The organism is Nocardioides pantholopis, assembly GCF_003710085.1.
GTDB lineage: Bacteria > Actinomycetota > Actinomycetes > Propionibacteriales > Nocardioidaceae > Nocardioides > Nocardioides pantholopis.
In genome coordinates this window covers 561451-581638 of sequence record NZ_CP033324.1, presented here as the reverse complement: position 1 = coordinate 581638, position 20188 = coordinate 561451, and the positions used below count along the sequence as shown (strand labels likewise).

Here is a 20188-nt window from a genome sequence, read left to right as displayed (position 1 = left end):
GCTACTGGGTGATCGGGGCCTGGAGCATGCCGGCGATCGCGTCGCACAGGAAGGTGCCGACCTGCGACCAGAGAGGCTGCTCACCGGACCTCTCCGCGCGCCCCTCGATCTCCGCGCAGGCGCTGCTGACGATGTGGACCATCAGCGTGGCGCGCCCTTCGACGACCGCCCGGTCCAGGTGCGCGAGCCGGTCGACGACCGACCCGACGATCTCCTTGGCCGCCGGGGCGTGCACGGCGCCCACCTCACGGACCAGGGCAGCGGTGGTCGGGTCGTGCTGGGCCTGGTCGAGGAACCGGGCGCGCCAGCTCGGGATCGGGAGCTCGGCGTACAGCGTGGTCAGGGGGAGCACCAGTGCGCGGATGTCGCCGAGCAGCGAGTCCGACTCCGCAAAGAGCCGGGCCCGCTCGGGCTCCAGGGCGTCCTGATGCCGGTCGAGCAGCGCCCGCAGCAGGCCCGCGCGCCCCCCGAAGTAGTAGCGGACCGCCGAGTGGTTGGTGTTGGCGGCAGCCTCAGCGATCCGACGGTCCGAGACGTTGGGAATGCCGTGGACGGCGAAGAGACGTTCGGCGGCATCGAGGAGCTCGTGCCGGGCGTCGTGACGCGGCATCGCTTCCTCCCACTCGCGGCCTGACCCGGTGGACTCTACTCAAAATGTCCGGTAATACGCCACATGACTTACTATCGACCGTGGCCCACCTGCCGGGTCATATCGAACGTTCTGCGGCAGCGCCTCCTCGAGGCCGCCGCACGAGGAGACATCGTGGCATCACCCGCTTCCGCGCCGCCGGCGCAGCCCGACCGCAGCGCGGCGAAGTATCCGCCGCCGCCGCCCGAGACCCCGGCCGAGCGCAAGGGCCGTCTGATCGCCCTGTTCGTGATGCCGTTCCTGATCGTCACGATGATGTACGCGACGTACATGTCCACCATGCACAACCCGCACCCTCGTGACATGCCGGTCGCGGTGGTGGGCCAGGGCGCGGCGGCCGCGGAGTTCGCCGCCGAGCTGGAGGAGAGCTCCGACGGAGCGCTCGAGGTGCGCACTGTCGACGACCTCGCCGAGGCCGAGGACCTGATCCGCAACCAGGAGGCCGTCGGCGCCATCGAGGTGCCGGAGGCCGGCACCAACGCGACCATCCACCACGCGATGGCCGGCGGCGCCTCCCAGGCGACGGTGTTCGACCAGACGGTGGCACCGGCCGCCCTCGCCGAGGGCTGGACGGTCGAGACCGTCGACATCGAGCCGCTGCCGACCGGTGACGGGTCCGGGACCATGGTGCTCTTCGCCGCCATGGGGATGATGCTGGCCGGCTACGTGCCGCTGAGCGGCATGCTGCTGGGCACTCCGAACCTGCTGCGGGTGCGCCGGTTCCTCCCCATCACCCTCGGCTGGGGCGCGCTCACCAGCTCGCTGATCTGGCTGATCCTCGGGCCGATCGTCGGCGCCGTCGACGGCCACTACCCGCTGTTCCTCGGGGTCGGCACGCTCGCGGTGACCGCGGTCGGCATCGCCCAGCTGCTGTTCACGAAGGTGATGGGCCCGTTCGCGGTCCTGCTGGGGATGCTGCTGTGGGTCGTCTTCGGCGTCCCGTCCTCCAACCTCGCCATGTCGGTGCACACGATGCCGGGGTTCTTCCAGTGGCTCTACGAGGTGCTGCCGCTGCCGGCGGCCGGCGAGGCCCTGCGCTCGGTCATCTACTTCGGCGGGGACGGCGTCTGGAAGCACGTCCTGACCCTGGCCGCCTGGCTGGTCGCGGCCCTGCTGCTCGCGATCCTGAAGGAGCGCAAGTCCGGCGACCTCATCGTCGGCGGACCGCTGTACACCGCCCCGGACGCGCCGCTTCCGGCCCTGTCGGGCGGGCCCGTCGCGCCGTACCGCAACCGGGTGCTGGCGGTCGCGGCCTTCCCGCTCACGATCATGATCACCGTCGTCACGCTGATGAGCCTGTCCATGCACCAGCCGGAGGTGCGCGACGTGCCGGTCGCGGTCGTCGGCCCGGCCGCTGCGGCGGAGCAGTTCGTCGCGGGCGTCGAGCCCCAGCTGGGTCAGTACGTCGACCTGACGGTGGTCGAGTCCGCCGACGAGGCGGCCGACCAGATCCGCAGCCAGGACCTGGTCGCGGCGTACGTGCTGCCGACCGAGCAGGGCGGCCAGCCGACGCTGGTGACCGCCGGCGGCGCCGGCGCCAGCCAGAAGTCGACTGTCGTCCAGATGTTCACGCCGGTCGCCGCGGGCAGCGGTGCCGAGCTCGTCGTCGAGGACATCGCCCCACTCACCGACGACGACGTCAACGGCAGCAACAGCCTCTACGTCGGCATGGGCTGGATCATGGCGGGCTTCCTGTTCTTCGCCGTCATGCGCGGCGGAGCGCCCGACCTGACCCGTACCCGCCAGCTGCTGCCGCTGCTCGGCGGCTGGTCGGTGGGCATGGCGGTGTGGCTGTGGTTCCTCTACGACGTCCTCATCGGGGCGGTCAACGGGCACGCGCTCGCGCTGATCGGATACGGCATCCCGACCATCTTCGCCGTCGGGCTGGCCAGCGCGGTGCTGACCCGGACCCTGGGCCTGTTCGGGCTGATCCCGGTGATGATCGTGGTGATGCTCGCCGGCGTGCCGGCCTCCGGAGGCGGACTCTCGATCTACATGGTCCCGGAGTACTTCCGCCCGCTCGCCGACATCCTGCCGCTGCCGGCTGCTGTCGACATCGCCCGATCGGTGGTCTACCTCGACGGGACCGGGGTCGGGTCCGACCTGCTGGTGCTGGCGGTCTGGGGCGTCGCCGGGCTGCTGCTCAACCTGCTGGTCGTCGACCGGTGGGTCAACCGCACGAACGCGAAGCCGCACGCCCCCATGGGTCCGCGGTACGCCCCGGAGCGCGGGAGCAAGAAGCCGACCTCAGCGGACCCCGAGGGCCCCGAGGGCCCCGGTGGCAAGGCTGTCGGCGCTCCGGGCACCCCGGCCGGGCTTCCCGGCTGAGGTCTTGACAGCACTCCACGACGGCGGCTCCGGCGGCACCCCCCAGGTGCTGCCGGAGCCGCCGTCCGTGGTTGCGGAACCGCGCCGGCGCGCCCGCGACCTGGTCCCGCCCAGCCTGGCGCGCCCGCTGCGCGAGCTGACGCTGGTCCTGGTGCTGTTCGGCCTGTACAAGGTGGGCCGCGCCCTGATCACCGGCCAGGAGGCCGTCGCGCGGCAGCACGCCGACGCCGTGCACCGGATCCAGCACACCCTGGGCCTGCCGTCCGAGGCGGCGATCCAGGCCTGGGTGCACTCCGAGGCCCTGTTCCGGCTCCTGAACACGTACTACACCGGCGTCCACTTCCCGCTCATGGTCGTGTTCCTGGCCTGGGGGTTCCTCCGCCGGCCGGCGGCCGAGTACCGGTGGGCCCGCAACCTGCTCGCCCTGCAGACCGGCGCAGCCCTGGTCATCCACATGGTCTTCCCGCTGGCCCCGCCGCGGATGTTCCCGCAGTGGGGATTCGTCGACACGATGGCCCGCTACGGACCCTCGCCGTACGACGGGGCCAGCGCCGACGTGGCCAACCAGTTCGCCGCCATGCCGAGCCTGCATGTCGGCTGGGCAGTCGTCATCGCCTACGTCGTCGTCCGCACCGGCCCCCGCTGGCTGGCCGCGGTCGCGGTCACCCACGCGCTGCTGACGACGTTCATCGTCATCGTCACCGCCAACCACTGGTGGCTCGACGCGGCCGCCGGAGTGCTGCTGCTCGTCCTCGCCGACGCCTGCCTGCGCCGAGTCGGCCTGACCCCGTTCGATCGCGGTCCTTCCCGCCACCCGGCGACGCGCGTACCATCTGGTTCATCCATCGCGCACTGAGCCGAGGAGGACGCCATGGGCGGTCGCGAGGTCGTCGACGTCGCGGTCGTCGGGGCCGGGCCGACCGGCCTGCTGCTGGCGGGTGACCTGGCGCGCGCCGGCGCGCGGGTGGCGCTGCTGGAGAAGCGGACCGAGGAGTCCAACCTGACCCGGGCGTTCGCCGTCCACGCCCGCACGCTCGAGCACCTGGACGCCCGGGGCCTGGCCGACGCCCTGGTGGCGACCGGCAACGCGGTGGACGGCCTGCGGCTGTTCGGGTCCGTGTCGGTCTCCTTCGCCACCCTGCCGAGCCGGTTCCCGTTCCTGCTGGTCACCCCGCAGTACCACGTCGAGCGGCTGCTGCTCGCGCGCGCGGTCGACGCGGGCGTGGACCTGCGGCGCGGCGCCCGGGTCGTCTCGCTCGCCCAGGACGAGGACGGCGTACGGCTCGACCTCGAGTCGACCCGGAGCCCGGTCCGCGCCCGCTACGTCGTCGGCACGGACGGGCACCACTCGACAGTTCGCAGCCAGCTCGGACTGGACTTCCCGGGGAGGTCAGTCGTCCGCTCGCTGATGCTCGCCGACGTCCGGATGACGCAGCCGCCCGGGGAGCTGCTCACGGTGGTCGGCAACCGCGAGGGCTTCTGCTTCGTCGTGCCGTACGGCGACGGCTGGTACCGGCTCATCGCCCGGGACCCGCGTCGGGAGCCGTCCGAGGACGTCCCGGTCTCGCTGGACGAGCTGCGCGACCTCACCCGACGGGTGCTCGGGACCGACCTCGGCATGCACTCCCCGCGCTGGATGTCGCGCTTCCACAGCGACGAGCGCCAGGTCACCAGCTACCGGGTGGGTCGGGTGCTCCTGGCCGGGGACGCCGCCCACGTGCACTCCCCCGCCGGCGGCATGGGCATGAACACCGGTCTCCAGGACGCCGCCAACCTCGGATGGAAGCTGGCGGCGGTGCTCGACGGCCGGGCCGAGGAGTCGCTGCTGGACACCTACGAGGCCGAGCGCAAGCCGATCGGTGCGAGCGCGGTGCGCACCAGCGGGGCCCTGATCCGGGTGGCGATGCTGCGTAGTCGCCTGGCCCGGGGCGCCCGCGACCTGGCCTTTCGCAGGGCCCTGGGGCTGGCCCCGGTCGGCGCCCGCGCGGCGTTGCGGATCAGCGGGATCGGACTGCGCTACCCCGCGCCTCCGGGTCAGCACGACCTCGTCGGCAGCCGAGCCCCCGACCTGACCGACCGGGACGGCCGGCGCCTGCACCAGTCCCTGGACCCGGCCGGCTTCACACTGGTCGCGCCCGGACCCGTGCTCGCCCGATACGCGTCCGCCGCCGGGCTGTCGACGTTCGCCCCGGCCGCACCGACTCCACCGGTGCCGGGCACGGCGGCGATGCTGGTGCGCCCGGACGGCCACGTCGCCTGGGCCGGACCGGCCGGGCAGCCGCTCGACGACGCGCTCCGGCCGCGCGGGGCCGGCTCCTAGAACCGAGCTAGCGCTCAGGTCGATGCCGATGACGTCTCGCCAGCGTCAGCGGGCTTCGACGACATCGACCATCCGGTCGAGGGCCCGCTGCATGTAGCGACGCCACAGAGGGCGGAACGGGCCGGCCAGGATGAGCCGGCGTCCGCGCAGCGGCTTGAACTCGTAGGTCCACCGGATCAGGCAACCGTCCCCGTCGGGGAGGAATGACCATTCGCCGCGGACGCCGGCGGCAAGCCGTCCGAGGACGTTGGTGAACTCGGTCAGCTCGTAGGCGAAGCCTTGGCCGGCGACGTACTCGGTGAGACGTTCGGTCGCCTGGTAACCGTCGTCGAACGTGGGCGTCCGTGACGGGCCCGGGTGGTCCCACGACTCGGTCTGGTTGCGAACCTCGGTGACCCCCGGGAAGGGGAAGACCGGGTGGAAGACGGTCGCGAGGTCGATGGGCGCGATGATCTCGAAGGCGTCGGCCGGCGGCGCCGTCGTACGGGCGAGGACGGTCACCGGCACCGTCTTGTCGGGGCGGGTGATGAGCGGCGGCCGTGGGTTCGTACTCATGAAGGGCCTTTCAACGTCAGCTGCGTCGAGTCGCTCTGACGACGACGTCGTGGATGGTGTTCTCGCGGCCTTCGGGGCCGGACATGGTCCGGTGTGCCTCCTCAGCGGTCACGATCTCCCACTCGGCCGGATCGAGGCGTGCGGTGATGCTGGCAGCGGTTGCCGAGGCCGAAGCGGGCGGCCCGTCGACGTGCCTGCCGTGCCTGCCGTGCCCATGCCCCTGATCGCTTCCGTGCCGGTGGTCGTCCGCGGTGTCCTCGTGGTGGAGGTGACCGACGATGAGGAGGGTGCCTCCGGGGGCCACCCAGGTGGCAGCGCGGTCGTAGAACTCCAGCTGTGGCATCGCGGGGTGGGCGTAGGAGGTGGTGACCAGGTCGTACTGTGCGTCGGGCTCCCAGGTGGACAGGTCCGCCTGCACCCACTGCACCCGCTGGGCAACTCCAGCGTCGGCGGCGCGGTCGAGCGCCGCGGCGGCGATGTCCGCGCCGGTGACCTGCCAGCCGCGCCCGGCGAGCCAGATCGCCTCGGCTCCGGCGCCGCAGCCTGCGTCGAGCGCGGTCCCGGGCACCAGGTCGCCGACCTCGTGCGCGAGGTGCGGGTTCGGCTGGCCCGATCCCATCGCCGCCGCGCGGTCGCCCTGCCAGATCTGGTCCCAGTACTCGTTGTCGAACGTGTGCTCCATGGCGGCGATTCCTTCACTACTGGGGGCGGCGGATGGCCTCCTCAGCGTGAAGGCCGACCTGCCGGCGTGCAACTGTTCTTGCCGAATGGCAAACTCCCGGCATGGACGAACCCGTGGACCGCACACTCGACGCCGTGGGGCCACGCCTGAGACAACTGCGGCAGCGGCGCGACATCACCTTGAGCGACCTCGCCGTGGAGACCGGGATCTCGACCAGCACCCTGTCCAGGCTCGAGGCCGGGCTCCGGCGCCCGACGCTGGAGCAGCTACTGCCGCTGGCCCGCGCCTACGGCGTCACCCTCGATGAGCTCGTCGACGCACCACCGACGGGCGACCCGCGCGTCAACCTGCGCCCGATACCCACCAACGACGGCCGGACCATCCTGCCCCTCAGCCGCAGGGCCGGAGGCATCCAGGCCTACAAGTTCATCCTCCCCACCGGACGCGACGACGCCGAGCCCGACCTGCGCACCCACGACGGCTACGACTGGGCCTTCGTCCTCAACGGCAGGCTCCGACTCGTCCTCGGCGAGCACGACCTGATCCTCGAGCCCGGCGAGGCCGCAGAGTTCGACACCCGCACCCCGCACTGGTTCGGCGCCACCAGCTCAGGGCCCGTCGAGTTCCTGAGCCTCGTCGGCAAGCAGGGAGAACGCGCACACGTGCGCACCGGACCCACGTAGCGAGACGATCACCATCACCTACGGGACGCGAGTGTCGAACGAGTTGGTCGATTCGGGTGACGGCTCGTCGATCGGGTGAAGACTGGCAGGCGTGTCCATCGAAGTGATGAGCGTCGAGCGGTTGCGTTTCGACGATGGGGCTCCCGTGCGGGCCGCGTCTGCCGTGGTTGCGTTCGCCGGCGGGTTCCTCGTCGTGCCAGACGATGCGACGCACGCCGCTTGGTTCCGAGGGTCATCCGTGACCGCCGTACGACTGCTCCCACCGACCGGCGGACACGAGTTGTTCTCCGATGCGACTGGGACCAAGCACCTGAAACCCGATCTTGAGGCTGCCTGCCACCTGACCGTCGAAGGCGGTCCGGCAGCGTTGATCATGGGCTCGGGGTCTTCCCCCGCCCGGATGCGATGGGTACTCCTCCGGCTCGAGCACGACGAGCCGCGGCCGCACGTTGCGGACATGACACCGCTGTACGCCAGCGTGGCCGACGCCCTGTCGCTGAGGCCTGAGGACCTCAATCTGGAAGGGGTCTGCGTCGTCGGGGACGTGCTGCGCTGGTACCAGCGGGGGCTTCCCTCAGCCGGGCTGCCTTCCGGCAGCGTCGACCTGGACCTCCGCACCGCCGTAGCCGCTGCCTTGGGCCAGGTCGGCCCAGCAGCAGTGGCCGCAATGGAACCGCGGACCTACGACCTCGGTGCGGTAGCGGGGGTCGGCCTGGCGATAACGGACGTGGTGACCCTGCCCGACGGGACCCTCCTCGCCAGCGCCGCGGCCGAGGACAGCCCCAACCCGCGCGACGACGGACCCGTGGTTGCGTCGTGCCTGGTCCGACTTGACGACAACGCCGTGAGAGAAGTCATTCCGTTGCCGCCGGTCGAGGACAGCGTCATCAAGGTGGAGGGCCTCATGGTGCTCGAGGGATACCAGGACGGGGCACTGCTCCTGGCGGTTGCCGACGTCGACGATCCCGACGCAGCGTCTCTAGCCACCAGAGTGCGGGTTCGATTCTGACGCGACAATCCGGGGACGACCTCGCGGTCCCACGTGCATCGCAAGAACCTGAGCCCGGAGATCTCGCCGGCCGGATCGCGCAAGCGTGGGTGCCCCGTTCGTGCTGACTCAATGCTGAGGGGCCACGCGCTTCTCCTGTCTCAGGATCCGCACGTGGCCTCTGACCAGCGGTTTCGGTGGAGCTGAGGGGATTCGAACCCCTGACCTTCTCGAGCCGACAAGCCCCTTGAAAAGCTCGCCGAACCTCGGTCAGTCTCAGCTCGATTTCGCTGAATCTGCAGCCCTGTAACGGATCTGAGCACTTCGACCCTCCGATCGTACGTCGCCACCTCGACACAACTCGGGCAACTTCGGAGGGACTTTCTGCTGATTTTCCGGTATCCACCCGGTGCGCTGGCCACTGCGGGGAGCTTGTCCGCCAACCCGCGGGGAGCGCTCTCGCGAGCGGTCCCAGCTCCTCGGCGAGTGGGATCTCGTCGTCGTCGACCCTGTCGATGGTCGCTCGGTCCCGGGCGACAACTACCTCGTCCCCCTGCTCCCCCAGCGCGGCCATCAGCGCCTGCGATCAGCCATCAGACAGCACGCGCCCTCGGCCGCCCCGAGTGACGAGGACCTGCCAAGCGGAGCGAATGGTCCGCGGGAGGACGGGCTCGTCCCCACAGGCGGGCCGGACCCCAGCCAAGGCGCGTGGGCTCTGGCGGCGGAGGCCTCCCCTTCACTTGCGTCCAAGCGCCCAGAATGGGCTACGACGCCGCACTGAAGTTCAGCAGAATGTGACTCTCTTGAGTGGAAGGGCGATGCGCGGCTGGGCCTTCAGTTCGCGACCGAGCGGACCCTGTCACATGACGCTGGCCGTCCAACTGCCAGCGACCGAGTCCCGCCCACCACAACCACCAGCCCTGCACGCCGCCCGCCGATGCCTCTCGAAAATTGTCCGGAACCGCCACCCGAACCCATAGCCTGCCCAAGTGTGGGAACGCTGGGACGCCGTAGCCGCTTCGGCGCGCGGGCTCAAGTCTGACTACCGCCTCGACGATCGGCCGTTGGGTGCCGGCGGGCAGGCCACCGTCGTTCGCGGCGAGCACCGCACCACGGGCCTCCCCGTCGCGTTCAAGCGACTGCGCCCGGGGCTTGTCGCCGATGCAGACGCGCGTGCCCGTCTACGGCGCGAGGTGCAGATCGGGACGCAGTTGCGACACCCAAACGTCGTTGCAGTCCTCGACTCCAACGTGGACGAGGGCTGGTTCGTCATGCCCCTCGCCGCGGGCACCCTCGAGTCCATGCGCGAGTCGGTAGCCGAGGAGTCCCGGCGCATCGAGACGCTGCTGCGCCAGGTCGGCGCGGGTCTCAGCGCGGCGCATGAACTCGGCTGGACACACCGTGACGTCAAGCCCGCCAACATCTTGATCTTCACCGATGGCTCGACGTCCAGCCCGACCTCGACATGGGTCGTCGCCGACTGGGGTCTCGGTCGTCGCCCGGACGGCGCCACCACTGCGCACGGGCGAACAGTTGTCGGTGTCGCTTACGGCTCTGAGGGCTTCGCAGCGCCAGAACTCGCTGAAGACGCGCATCGCGCAGGTCCGACAGCCGACATCTACAGCCTTGGCCAGGTGGCGGGCTGGGTGCTTACGGGGCGTCTACCGCGTCCGAACATCCCATTGCGCCCAGATGATGACCCGTGGCGCAGCGTCGTCGACCGCGCCACACGAATGGATCCGAATCGTCGGCCACCTGACATCGAGTCGCTGTTGGAGATCGTTGTTGCCGAGATGGCTCCGATGCCGGAGGCACCGACCGCTCGCGCCCAGCTCTTGCTGGCCGAAGCCGGCGCTGGACAGCCAGCCTCGGGGGTCGCACTCATGAACTTGGCCCTCTCTCAGGCAACAACCTCAGCAGGTGCTGATCACGAACTGCTCACCGACCTCATACCGGCCCTGAGCGCCGACGTGGTGCGGCTGGCCGTGACCCATCACAGCGAGATGATGCGCGACCTCATCGCCACGCTCGAGACCGCCGCCGATGACTCTTGGATCCCCTTCCGGACTGCGAGTAGCTGCGCCATCTTCCTAGTCCGCTGTCTCGAGGCGGCACTCGACCGATCCGACGACGACACTGCCGAGGCAGCGTTGCAGGCGTTCTGCCGATGGGACGAAACGTACGACCAGTGGGACGCGCAGAGGGCTCTGCGCCCAGTCCTGCGCAGAGTGCGCGGAGTCCACGCCGAACGTGCAGCACGGATCCTTCGTCGTCACCCCGAGAGTGCTGCCCACTTTTCGGACCTCGTCGGAGAGCGTGACCTAGATCCGGCACTGCGCGGCGTTCTGGCTGCCGCCGGCGGATGAACACACGGGCCGAGCCCGCACCCACACATGCGCCCGTGCTCCCTTGCCCGCGCTGCCCTGCCCGTGCTGACTGCCTGGGCCCGTCTGCGTTCTGAGCTGCGCTCAGGGACCGCGCCTTCGATCAAGACGGGGCTAGCGGGTGCGCCACCTCGATCGCGGGGTCAGCCACTTCAGGCAGACCATCGAGCCAACTCGCCATACCCGAAACGCTTGCCGGTAGATGCGCACCGAAGCCGCGCAGCTCACGTGCCTGGGCAAGTGCTGCACGCGCTTCGGCGTCGGTCAGCACGGCGTCGCAATACGCATAGGCGATTGCGAGCGCGTCGATGTCAGCGATGTGGTTCGACTTCCAGCGATGGGCCGGGTTGCGGTGATAGCGAGTCTTCATCGTGACCGCCACCTGCACCTGGGGCATCGCGGCGAAGAGGCGGACGAGCTCCGCCGATTCCGGGAGGTCGTGCCTGAAACCGTCCTGCTCGCGCTCTTGGAGATGACGTGCGAAGAGGGTCATCCACTCGTGCGCTACATCCCGTGCGAACACCACGTCTCGTAGACGACCTCGTCGCCAAGAGGGGTCAGCATCGAGAATGCTCGAGGTTTCGGCCTCGAAGTCGAGTCGACTCTGCGCGCTGGCCGTGTACTGCTCCGGCACGTAGCCCCGTGCCCGCAACGCGGGAATCTCGGCATCTTGAGGGCCTTCGAGAAGCTTGCGCTCCGTCTCGCGCTGCATGTCAGCCAGCATTCGGTCGAAAGCTTCCTCACCCAACTGCCGGCGGACTTCTGAAGACGAGTCCTCTCCTGTCGTCGAGTCCACGATGCGCAAGCCTCCAGCGCGGCCGAATGCCCAGAGCGCCGAGTTCTTCAACAGTGTCATCGGCGCGTAGCTGGGCGGGTCTCCGTAGAGCCTGTCGATCCCGGCAGCCATCTCCAATAGCACCAAGGACGGGCGCCCGAGGAGATAGTTGAAGTCGGAGAGCTCCTCCATCACGTCGGCGACATGGCCACGCTGTCGTGGACTCGGAACCGAGTGCGCCACCTCGATGAAGTGAATCGCCGAGAGGGGAAACACTGCACGACGTTCCGCCTTGGCTCGACGAGCCGCATCAAGCAGATCGAAGTACCCGTCGCGTACAAGGATGGGCCGGCCGCTCTCGGCGGAGTGCCGGGCCAACGATCGGTTGGCCTTCGCCAGCTCGATGTAGTGGTTCAAGTCCAAGTAGACGAGGGGAACCGGCGGGCGAGTAACACTCGCCCAGACCATCTCCTCAGGTACTGGTGCTTTCAGCATCGATTGACGAGCCTATACACCTGCACTGAGCGACGATGGCGGACGGAGACGATCGAGTTGCAGTCGCCTCCTGAGTAGGTCGTGTTTGGGGGCTCTTCGCAGTTGAGGGTGTAAGTCGGGCTGGCGCGTCGGCCCCGGGTTAGGCGTCGAGGTCTCCCGAGGATGAAGGCTCCTACACGCTCATCTCGAAAGACCTCGACGTGCCTGACGCTACCGTCGGCGACCGCTCGAAAGCGTTCGCCCACCCCGACCTCTCCACCTTCTGCAGGCTTGACGAGCTCGGCCTCGTCGTCACCGGTCAGCGCCTCGAGCCCGATCGCGCGGTCCTGGCCTGCCGGGTCCGTGAACCCGATCAGTGGCGCCAGCGCTGCGGCTGCGAAGGATCGCCACGCGTCACCATCACCCGGACCTTGTCCCACGAACCGCTCGACTGGCGACCCACCACGCTGGTCGTGACGATCCGTCGTTACCGGTGCGCCGACTGTGGGCACGTGTGGCGCCAAGACACCCCCCGGGCCGCCGAGCCACGAGCGAAGCTCTCGTGCCGCGCGCTGCATTGGGCACTGGAAGCGATCGTCGTGCAGCACCTCAGCGTTGCCCGCGTCGCCGACGGCCTCGGGGTCGCCTGGCACACCGCCAACAACACCGTCCTGGCCGAAGGCAGACGGGTCCTGATCAACGATCCCGCTCGCTTCGACGACGTCCGGGTCCTCGGCGTCGACGAGCACATGTGGCGCCACACCCGCCGCGGCGACAAATACGTCACCGTGATCATCGACCTCACCCCGATCCGTAACGGCACCGGCCCCGCACGCCTGCTGGACATGGTCGAGGGACCCTCGAAGCAGGCGTTCAAGACCTGGCTCGCCGCCCGTCTCCAGGCCTGGTGTGACCGAGTGGAGGTGGTCGCGATGGACGGGTTCACCGGCTTCAAGACCGCCACCACCGAGGAACTACCCGACGCGGTGACCGTGATGGATCCCTTCCACGTGGTCCGCCTGGCCGGCGACGCCCTGAACCGCTGCCGCCGCCGGGTTCAACAGAACCTTTACGGCCACCGCGGCCGTAAGAATGATCCACTGTACGAGGCTCGCCGCACCCTGCACACCGGCGCCGCCCTCCTCACCGACAAGCAGCGCAAGCGGTTGAGCGACCTGTTCGCGGTCGACGCCCACGTCGAGGTCGAGGCGACCTGGGGCATCTACCAACGCATGATCGGCGCCTACCGCGAACCCGACCGCGTCCGCGGGCGCGCGCTGATGGAGAAGCTCATTGCCTCGGTCAGCACCGGTGTCCCGGCCGCGCTCGTCGAGCTCACCACGCTGGGCAAGACCTCGACCAAGCGCGCCGCCGACGTGCTGGCCTACTTCGACCGACCCGGCACATCCAACGGACCCACTGAGGCGATCAACGGGCGCCTCGAGCACCTCCGCGGATCCGCCCTCGGCTTCCGCGACCTGACCAACTACATCGCCAGGTCCCTACTCGAGACCGGAGGATTCAGACCCTGACTCCTACACCCTCAAATGCGATGAGCCGCGAATGGTCCCCAGACGGACGAGCTCGTCCCACAGGCGGGCCAGACCTCAGCCAAAGCAGATGGGCTCTGGCGGCGAAGGCCTCCCCTTCACCTGCGTCCAAGCGCCCAGATTCACGCAGCCATCTCCATCGATACAGCCGGGCAGCCTGACCAGATAAGTCAGATTCCGGTCTTGACGGCGACTGCCTCGTCATCCCAGAACTTGGGCTCGTGAGTGGCTCCGTGCTTCCAGAACGCTTTCTGGATCACGAACTCAGTCACACTCGGATGGGCGGGCAGTCGTTGGTTCTCACGCGCCAGCGCCAGCACGATGTCGAAGTCCAGTCGCACGTCGATGACACGCGACACGCGATCAAGCGCCGCGATGTGGTGTTGGTTCACTGGGGCGCTGAGAAGCACCAACTCATCCACTTTCGCGCCACTGTTGATGGCACGCGCTGCCACCTCACCGCCGTAGCTATGCGCGAACACGGTGCCGAGTGCGGCTCCGGACGAGTGGCTGCGCACCCAGCGCGAGAGACGGTGTCCAGCGGTGACGCGGTGCTTCTGGCTGTAGGAACCTGACCAAGAGAACTCCATGCCGTCGCTGTAGAGGCGCGGCCGAAACTGCTGCTTCACGTACGAGTGGAAGTCGCCCTTCCATGCCCACGTCCCATGAACCATCGTTGACGTCGCCGGGTGGGCGGCTGGAGACGATGCATCTGGTGAGGCGCCGGAGTCGAGAGGGCCGTCGGTGCTCCGAGCCAACGCAGGGTGGACGCAAACTCTCGAACCACGCTGTCTGAGGACCGGCCGGCCTCCCTTGCTCTGACCGTCGCGATTCGCAATACGGCCCCGAGGAGAAGCTGAGCGTCGCCTTCCGTCAACCATTCGGCGATCCACTGTGTTGAGAACTCGCGCCAGCGCGCTCCGTCCCAAGTGGCGGCTGATACTCCGTGCTCGCTGACGGGTTCATCGGGCGGCGACAACCACAGTTCGTCGCCCCAAGCGTCCGGCCAATCCCTATTCCACCTCCACCACCACAGATGCCGGGAGTCCCAGAGGCTGCCGGGGAACCGTGTGAGATCCCCATTGCCCCGGAGCAGCCCAACGAGAGCCACTGCCGCGGCCGCCGACTCACGTTCGAGATCGCTGCGCACCCCTTCGGCAAGGAGCATAAGACGACTGCGAAGATCACCCGCTGCTACCTCGGCCCAAGCCTGGAAGCGTCCTTCCCCGCTCAACCAACCTTCGGTGCGCTCGATGAATGCGGCCGCCTCGCCGTACAGACCGTCACGAGACTGGTTCCAAGAAGACTGAGAGCGAGCGAGACTGGTATTGAACCCGAACCGTTCGAGAGTCTCGGGGCGGACGATCGAGAGACTGTCGTCGAATGAGAAAGGGACTGGCGCTGCGAGGGCGCCGACAATCGCGAATCTTGACGCGTTTGTTCCCTCGTGCTCAGGTGTGCTTGCGATGGAACGCTCGCTCGAATGGACGACGAACGTCTCCAGGTCCTCTTCCGCCATTCACTCTTCCCCATCTCAGGTGCGATCAATGAACTGCACCGACGCACACACCCAGAGTCTGAGGTTGGTTGAAACCGGTCACGTGACCTCTTTGGCGCACATCTTAGCGGAGTTCGGGTCTGCCCAAGCTTGGTTGACACCTTGATCATGCTCCTAATTGCCACCCAGGCGGCTAACCGAACCTGTCACCAGGTCGTGCAGCAGACCCGCACATTCGCGCCGACCTTCGAGGTCCTCCGTTATCTTTGGTTCTGACGCGCTCGGGTGAGCATTGCGCGGACCACGGACGGAAGTAGCCGATCAACGTCCAACGACTCGACCAGGCCGGCGAACGTCGTCCAGAACTGCTGCCGCACCGCATCGTCGGCCATGCCATATGCCGCCGCGATCTTGGTCTCAACATCCCTGGTTGATCCCGGCTGCCTCGGGAATGCACCCCGACGGTTGCCGCTCGGGTGATCTGTCTCTGGCAGCAGGCGTTCGGCTGGGACTCCAGCCGCTGCGAGCCGCTGCGGGTCCATGCTGCTGTTGATCGAGAAGAAGCATCCGAGGTCGAGGGCCCGACCCGTCTCAGCGGGGCTCCCCAGCCACCAGTGGAGGATGACGCCGCGAGCACCTGACCTCTCGATAACGTCGAGCGTCCGGTTCGTAGCTCGAGCGCTATGCACCGAAACTATGCGCGGGTCTCCAGCGACGAGGTTCAGGATCTCCGTGAAGACCTCAGTCTGCCGCTCCATCGGGACCTTAGAGACACCGTCCAGACCCACCTCGCCGACGAAGGCTGTGCGCGCCATCTGGTTCTGGAAGAGGTCGGCATCGAATTGGTCCTGGGACGCAGCGACGCCGGGATGACAGCCGGTACCCCAGATCGTGACTGCGTCGACGCGTGCCAGGGCGGCCTCTGCTTCGTCCAGCGACCGGGTCGCCGCGAACACAACGGCTCCCAGCCCCTCTAGCTCGCGGGCACCCACGCCGACGTCGATATGGGCGTGCAGATCGAGTGGTGGCAGTTGACGGCTCATGCCAGGAATGATCTCAACTCAGCGACGCCGCGCCGGCACAGATCGAGTGCCTGGTCAGGCGAATAACTGGCGGGCAGCGACATCCTCATGACGATGTGCGGTTTCGGGTCGTTCGCCACAAAGTCTCGCATCGCCTCAACGATCGACTTCTGCTGGACGAACTCCGCGTACCGGTTGGCGGGATCCGTCGCCAGGTAGGGGGTGGTATCCGCAACGCCACCAGCATGGAACGACGCGCGGCGGACGATGCAACCAAAACAGACCCCACACGAGGCACCCGGAGCTGCGCCCTGGAAGCGCCCGTCCGTGTGGGCGCAGGAATTGGATGCACTGAGGTAGGCCGAGGCCTCATCTGCGCCAACCAAGCCGACGATGCCGGCGAACATCTCACCCTTGGTGAGGGCCTGGAATGGATTCTCGATCAGGCCGTGCGCCCCCACCTTGGTGAGCACGTCCTGCAGTTCCGCCAGGAAGCGTGGGTGTGTTGTGTGTGTCGACAGCGCGCCACGGCGCTCTGGCCCGAGCGGGGGGTTAAGCGAGGCGAAGCCGTTTTCGGGAATGTAGAGCGGGCCATCCGACGGCTCGGCGGCCGCAAGGCCCAGAGCGAGGAACAGTAGCGAACGTGAGCGGCTGGAAGGCTCGGTCGGGAACGCCGTGCCGTCAAGGCGCTTGGAGTTCCGGTTGAGCGCCACGCGCCGGTGGATGATCGTTCGCCCGGGGGCCAGCGCGCGGATCCGCGCGGCCAGATCCTTCTGGAACGGCGAGATTGACGGCGCGCTGAAATGCGAGACAAGCTGGAGCGTTTCTCCGGCTGACATCTCGAGCGCCGCCTCGAGCGCACCCGCAGCCGAGTCGGCTCCGCCGCTGAGCAGCATCGTGCGACTCAGCGCCGGATTCTCGAGCCCGAGCTGCGAAGCCGGGTCCGGGGCCGGCACGCTCTGTATGAAGCGGAACGTCCACCGGTCACCAGTAAGGAAGCCGATCACGGACGCGAGCTCATCGGCATGCGCTGTCCAGGCGTCGGGCTTACCGACCTCGACGGTCAGGTCGATGTCGCGGGTGTTCCAGTCGGATCCGCCACCCTGACGGCGAACAGAACGGTCAGCCGAGAAGACACCGAGCGCGAGCCGAACGAGGTCGACGTTCTCCTGGCGCACACTGCCAAACGAGGTGAGATGCTGGTCGAGAGGCCCACCGAACGTGCTGCGTGGTGACAATCCGCTCCACAGCAGAACCTCATCGAAGCCGCCCGCATCCGCCGTTTCCTCGTCAGTCGCCAGAAGGAAGGTCGTCATTTGGTTTCTCCAAAGATGCGCACCAACTGCTCAATGCCGCCGTGAATGGCGGCAGCAATCTCCTGTTCGGAAGGACCGGTGGAGTTCAGCGTTACCTGACTCGCGTGGACCTGAGCGGCGTAGCGGATCTCTTCCTCGATTTCGGCACGCTTGTCCCGCGACGGCTCCGTACGGATGGTGTCGCCAACCTCAGTGAGGGTGACGTCAGTGATCATGAGTTCAATCGAACGGCGGACGATGTCGTCCGGCGTCGGTGTTTGGTCAGGCGGGCTCTCCAGGATCCACTCCACGACCTTGGCAATCGTCTCGCGTGACTCGTCGTCGGCGATCGTGCTGTCGGCGCGACTGTCGAAGGCCGCCTCGACGATACGGGTGCCGATCGCAACCACGCTGCCGAGTTCCTGCAACTCGCCGTAGTTGAGTCCGGCCTGCTCGAGGGTGGCCCGATCGCCTGTCGCATAGGCGCGGGCTAGGGCTCCAGCTCGACCAGCCGCACGCGACGTGCGGCTGGATGATCGAGTGGCGCCTCCGCCCGAGCGATCGCCCGAACCGCTACCGCCCCCGCGAGCTGCTCCCCCGCCGCCGCCAGGACCATCGCCGCCCCGACCACCACCAGAAATGATGTGGAGGGCTGGCCGTAAGTCGACGTTCGGCACCACGGGTGGTTGGCCAGCGACTGAGGTATCCCCCACAATGTCCGGAGCCGCAGGCGTGGCTGGTGGCGAATCGAGCCAGTCAGCAATCGAGTCGCGGAGATCCTTCGCGTCCTTGCCGCCGCTACCGCCGAACGAACCGCTAGTTCCCATTCGTGGCACTCCAGTGCTGACGGACCTCGCCGATGGTCCGGCGGGTCCGATCCTTCGCTGATGCCACGTCCCAGGCGGCAAGCACCGCCTCGAACACGTCAGCCGACTCCGGCTTGAGAAGCATGACGGTGCCGACCCTCACCTCACCTGGCGGCAGCAGCTTCAGTGCTGCGACAGTCGCTACCTCAGTGCCCGGGTGGGTCCGCGTCAGGCGGAGCATCCCCGGCACCGAGTACGGCTGAAGCGACGGCTGGTCCCTGGTAAGCCTGCCTAAGTATCCGACGAGCAACTGGCTGTCGGCAGCCGAGATCGCCCGGAGCGCGTCATGGGTGATCGCGGCGCGGTCGACCTGGACGCTCGAGGTCAGCGCGCTGGCGATATCGCGCAGGCGCTGCGGCAGCGCGTCGCTCACGAGCTGGATGCCCGCAAAGGACGCTGCCAGGTACAGGTAGCCGCCGATGTCCGACGCATCGAGTTTCGGCGGCAGCTTGGCCCAGCGGATCAGCGAATCGGAGAACTGCTGCTCAGGGGCAGCAGGCGCCATGCCGGCCGGCGCCGCCTTCGAGCTCACCTTCCTCTTCGGCGTGCCATCTGTAGGCTCCTCGGACCCGGGGGCCTCGACCTTCGGCGCCTCGTTGGCCGCACGGTCAAGTGCCTGGAGTTGGTCGCGGAGCTTGGTCTGGGCGAGCCAGGCAAGGACCACCTTGAAGTCATCCTCGAGGAGGCGTTCCAGCATCATGAGCTTGGCGACCGCATCTGGAGCCAGCGCAATGCCGCGACGCGAGGCCACGGCTTGGCGCACGTGCAGATCATTCAGAAAGCGCTTGATTCGGCGCGGGTTGCCACGGAACTTCTCGTAGAGCATTGGCGTCAGGCGCGATGCAGTGGCGAGTTCCCCAGCCAGGTCGACATCCGTTGGAAGCGTCAGGTCATCGAGCGAACCCGCCTTTAAGCGGAGCGCTGCAGTGGAGTCGACAAGTGCGTCGAACGTCGCCGGCTCGAGGTTACCTTCGGCAAGAAGCAGGAAAAGATACGCCTGGGTGTCGAACTGACTTAGCGCAGGGATCGGGATCGTCGTCTGGACGATCTTGTGCAGGTACAGCTCGGCGGGCGTCTCACCGTTGCCGCGCTCATTCGTCGGGGTGCCGAGGCGTTTCTGGATCGCATCTGCCACGCGGTCCTCGTCAGCGGCGATAACGAACGACATTCCCTTTGCCGAGAGGAAGAGGCGAATCGCCTCCAGGGTCTCCACGACCGTCTCAGGAAGGCAGCGATCCAAGTCATCGACAAGCACGACGACACGCGAGATGTGGCTCAGGCCGCCGGACTCGAGTAGTTCCGCGAACTCGTCACGGAACTGCGCAAGGCCGCGCTCGGCAGGCTCAGTCTCGCCATCTGCCGACTCCTCGCTCACCAGGTCGAGAACGTCCTCGACTTTCGGGAGCTGGAGGGTGATCGAGGTCAGTGCCGCTATCTTGATGGCCTTGGCCCACTTCACTCGCTTGGCCAGCTTGAGCAGCAGATTCTGGGCTTCCGCCCCCTTGGACGGGTCGATCTCCCCCTTGAGGGCATCGAGTACTTCGGAGATGAGGCTCTCCTTGGGACCGACACTGGGGTCGTAGCCCCAAGGCTGCGTGGGCACGACTAGAACCCTCGTGTCCGCTACCTTCGCCCGGCTCTCGACCTCCTGCTTCACCAACTCGAGCACGCTCGTCTTACCACTACCCCACGATCCCGAAAGACCCAGGGCAATCGGGTCAAGCCGCTCGTCGAGAACTGCATCTGCGACCGTCTCAGCGACGGCCATGAATGACAGCAGGTCACGAGCCGAGGGCTCGTCGGACCAGAGCGAACTGCGGCCGGTCTCGGTCACGCCCCTTCCCCTTCTGCGAGCGGCGCCGGGTGGAGCACGTCGGCAGTGCTCCGCATGGGAAACCACCGGTCGGACTTCCTGAGAGCCACAGCTGATCTTCCTGGTCGAGATTTGGACAGGCATATCTACGGCTCATTACCATCAATCTCGAACGTGTGTTCGATCTCGATCGCTAGGGCGCAGGGCGCAGGGCGCAGAGGAACCGAGAGACCAACAATCCCCGCTACCGGGGACTTTAGCGATCTGTTCGACAGAGCGCGGCGAACTGACAAGAACCGCATGAGC

16 protein-coding genes and 1 tRNA gene are annotated in these 20188 nt (G+C 67.8%); 7 read left to right on the top strand and 10 right to left on the bottom strand.

Features of this window, described 5'->3' with window-relative positions:
* Position 1: 1 nt before the first annotated feature.
* Positions 2 to 610: a TetR/AcrR family transcriptional regulator gene (locus EBO35_RS02710; protein WP_122816356.1), complete on the bottom strand. Its 609-nt coding sequence runs from the start codon at positions 608 to 610 to the stop codon at positions 2 to 4.
* Positions 611 to 763: 153 nt separating this feature from the next.
* Here EBO35_RS02710 and EBO35_RS02705 point away from each other — a divergent pair, with 153 nt between their 5' ends.
* The 3 genes from EBO35_RS02705 to EBO35_RS02695 are packed head-to-tail and all read left to right on the top strand — an operon-like array spanning position 764 to position 5297.
* A complete protein-coding gene (locus EBO35_RS02705) occupies positions 764 to 2977 on the top strand; it encodes an ABC transporter permease (protein WP_206422645.1) in 2214 nt (737 codons plus the stop codon).
* Positions 2978 to 2981: 4 nt separating this feature from the next.
* Positions 2982 to 3833 carry a phosphatase PAP2 family protein gene (locus EBO35_RS02700; protein WP_241153832.1) on the top strand — a complete coding sequence of 284 codons (852 nt, stop codon included), beginning with the start codon at positions 2982 to 2984 and terminating at the stop codon, positions 3831 to 3833.
* Positions 3834 to 3848: 15 nt separating this feature from the next.
* Positions 3849 to 5297 (top strand): FAD-dependent monooxygenase, encoded by a 1449-nt coding sequence (locus EBO35_RS02695; RefSeq protein ID WP_122816354.1) that lies wholly within the window; start codon positions 3849 to 3851, stop codon positions 5295 to 5297.
* A 45-nt stretch (positions 5298 to 5342) separates the two neighbouring features.
* Here the strand turns inward: EBO35_RS02695 and EBO35_RS02690 are convergent, their stop codons facing one another.
* Together EBO35_RS02690 and EBO35_RS02685 are read right to left on the bottom strand one after the other, a co-directional pair.
* Positions 5343 to 5852, bottom strand: a complete 510-nt coding sequence (locus EBO35_RS02690) for an SRPBCC family protein (protein WP_122816353.1) — start codon at positions 5850 to 5852, stop codon at positions 5343 to 5345.
* A gap of 16 nt (positions 5853 to 5868) precedes the next feature.
* Positions 5869 to 6534, bottom strand: a complete 666-nt coding sequence (locus tag EBO35_RS02685; protein ID WP_122816352.1) for a class I SAM-dependent methyltransferase — start codon at positions 6532 to 6534, stop codon at positions 5869 to 5871.
* A 101-nt stretch (positions 6535 to 6635) separates the two neighbouring features.
* On the opposite strand from EBO35_RS02685, the gene EBO35_RS02680 reads away from it, so the two are divergent.
* Together EBO35_RS02680 and EBO35_RS02675 are read left to right on the top strand one after the other, a co-directional pair.
* Complete coding sequence (locus tag EBO35_RS02680) at positions 6636 to 7217, top strand: helix-turn-helix domain-containing protein (protein WP_122816351.1); 582 nt, start codon at positions 6636 to 6638, stop codon at positions 7215 to 7217.
* 91 nt (positions 7218 to 7308) lie between these two features.
* Positions 7309 to 8226, top strand: a complete 918-nt coding sequence (locus EBO35_RS02675) for a DUF6910 family protein (protein ID WP_206422644.1) — start codon at positions 7309 to 7311, stop codon at positions 8224 to 8226.
* Positions 8227 to 8403: 177 nt separating this feature from the next.
* On the opposite strand, the gene EBO35_RS19325 is transcribed toward EBO35_RS02675, so the two are convergent.
* Positions 8404 to 8488, bottom strand: a tRNA-Glu gene (locus EBO35_RS19325).
* A gap of 706 nt (positions 8489 to 9194) precedes the next feature.
* On the opposite strand from EBO35_RS19325, the gene EBO35_RS02670 reads away from it, so the two are divergent.
* Positions 9195 to 10571 carry a serine/threonine-protein kinase gene (locus EBO35_RS02670; RefSeq protein ID WP_122816350.1) on the top strand — a complete coding sequence of 459 codons (1377 nt, stop codon included), beginning with the start codon at positions 9195 to 9197 and terminating at the stop codon, positions 10569 to 10571.
* A gap of 121 nt (positions 10572 to 10692) precedes the next feature.
* Here EBO35_RS02670 and EBO35_RS02665 read toward each other — a convergent pair whose 3' ends face one another.
* Entirely contained in the window at positions 10693 to 11781 is a 1089-nt protein-coding gene (locus tag EBO35_RS02665) for a hypothetical protein (protein ID WP_164477772.1), read from the bottom strand.
* 278 nt (positions 11782 to 12059) lie between these two features.
* On the opposite strand from EBO35_RS02665, the gene EBO35_RS02660 reads away from it, so the two are divergent.
* Positions 12060 to 13370, top strand: a complete 1311-nt coding sequence (locus EBO35_RS02660) for an ISL3 family transposase (protein ID WP_122816348.1) — start codon at positions 12060 to 12062, stop codon at positions 13368 to 13370.
* Between the two features lie 188 nt (positions 13371 to 13558).
* Here EBO35_RS02660 and EBO35_RS19320 read toward each other — a convergent pair whose 3' ends face one another.
* The 5 genes from EBO35_RS19320 to EBO35_RS02635 all read right to left on the bottom strand — a co-directional run bounded on the left by EBO35_RS19320 (position 13559) and on the right by EBO35_RS02635 (position 19903).
* Positions 13559 to 14017 carry an alpha/beta hydrolase gene (locus EBO35_RS19320; protein ID WP_164477771.1) on the bottom strand — a complete coding sequence of 153 codons (459 nt, stop codon included), beginning with the start codon at positions 14015 to 14017 and terminating at the stop codon, positions 13559 to 13561.
* Positions 14018 to 15146: 1129 nt separating this feature from the next.
* Positions 15147 to 15929, bottom strand: coding sequence for a TatD family hydrolase (locus EBO35_RS02650; RefSeq protein WP_122816346.1), 783 nt, complete (start codon positions 15927 to 15929; stop codon positions 15147 to 15149).
* Entirely contained in the window at positions 15926 to 17224 is a 1299-nt protein-coding gene (locus EBO35_RS02645) for a hypothetical protein (RefSeq protein ID WP_122816345.1), read from the bottom strand. Before EBO35_RS02645 ends, EBO35_RS02650 begins: the two co-directional genes overlap by 4 nt.
* A complete protein-coding gene (locus EBO35_RS02640; RefSeq protein WP_122816344.1) occupies positions 17221 to 18030 on the bottom strand; it encodes a hypothetical protein in 810 nt (269 codons plus the stop codon). The genes EBO35_RS02645 and EBO35_RS02640 overlap by 4 nt, the downstream gene beginning before the upstream one ends.
* Positions 18020 to 19903: a KAP family P-loop NTPase fold protein gene (locus EBO35_RS02635; RefSeq protein ID WP_241153831.1), complete on the bottom strand. Its 1884-nt coding sequence runs from the start codon at positions 19901 to 19903 to the stop codon at positions 18020 to 18022. Before EBO35_RS02635 ends, EBO35_RS02640 begins: the two co-directional genes overlap by 11 nt.
* Positions 19904 to 20188 lie beyond the last annotated feature (285 nt).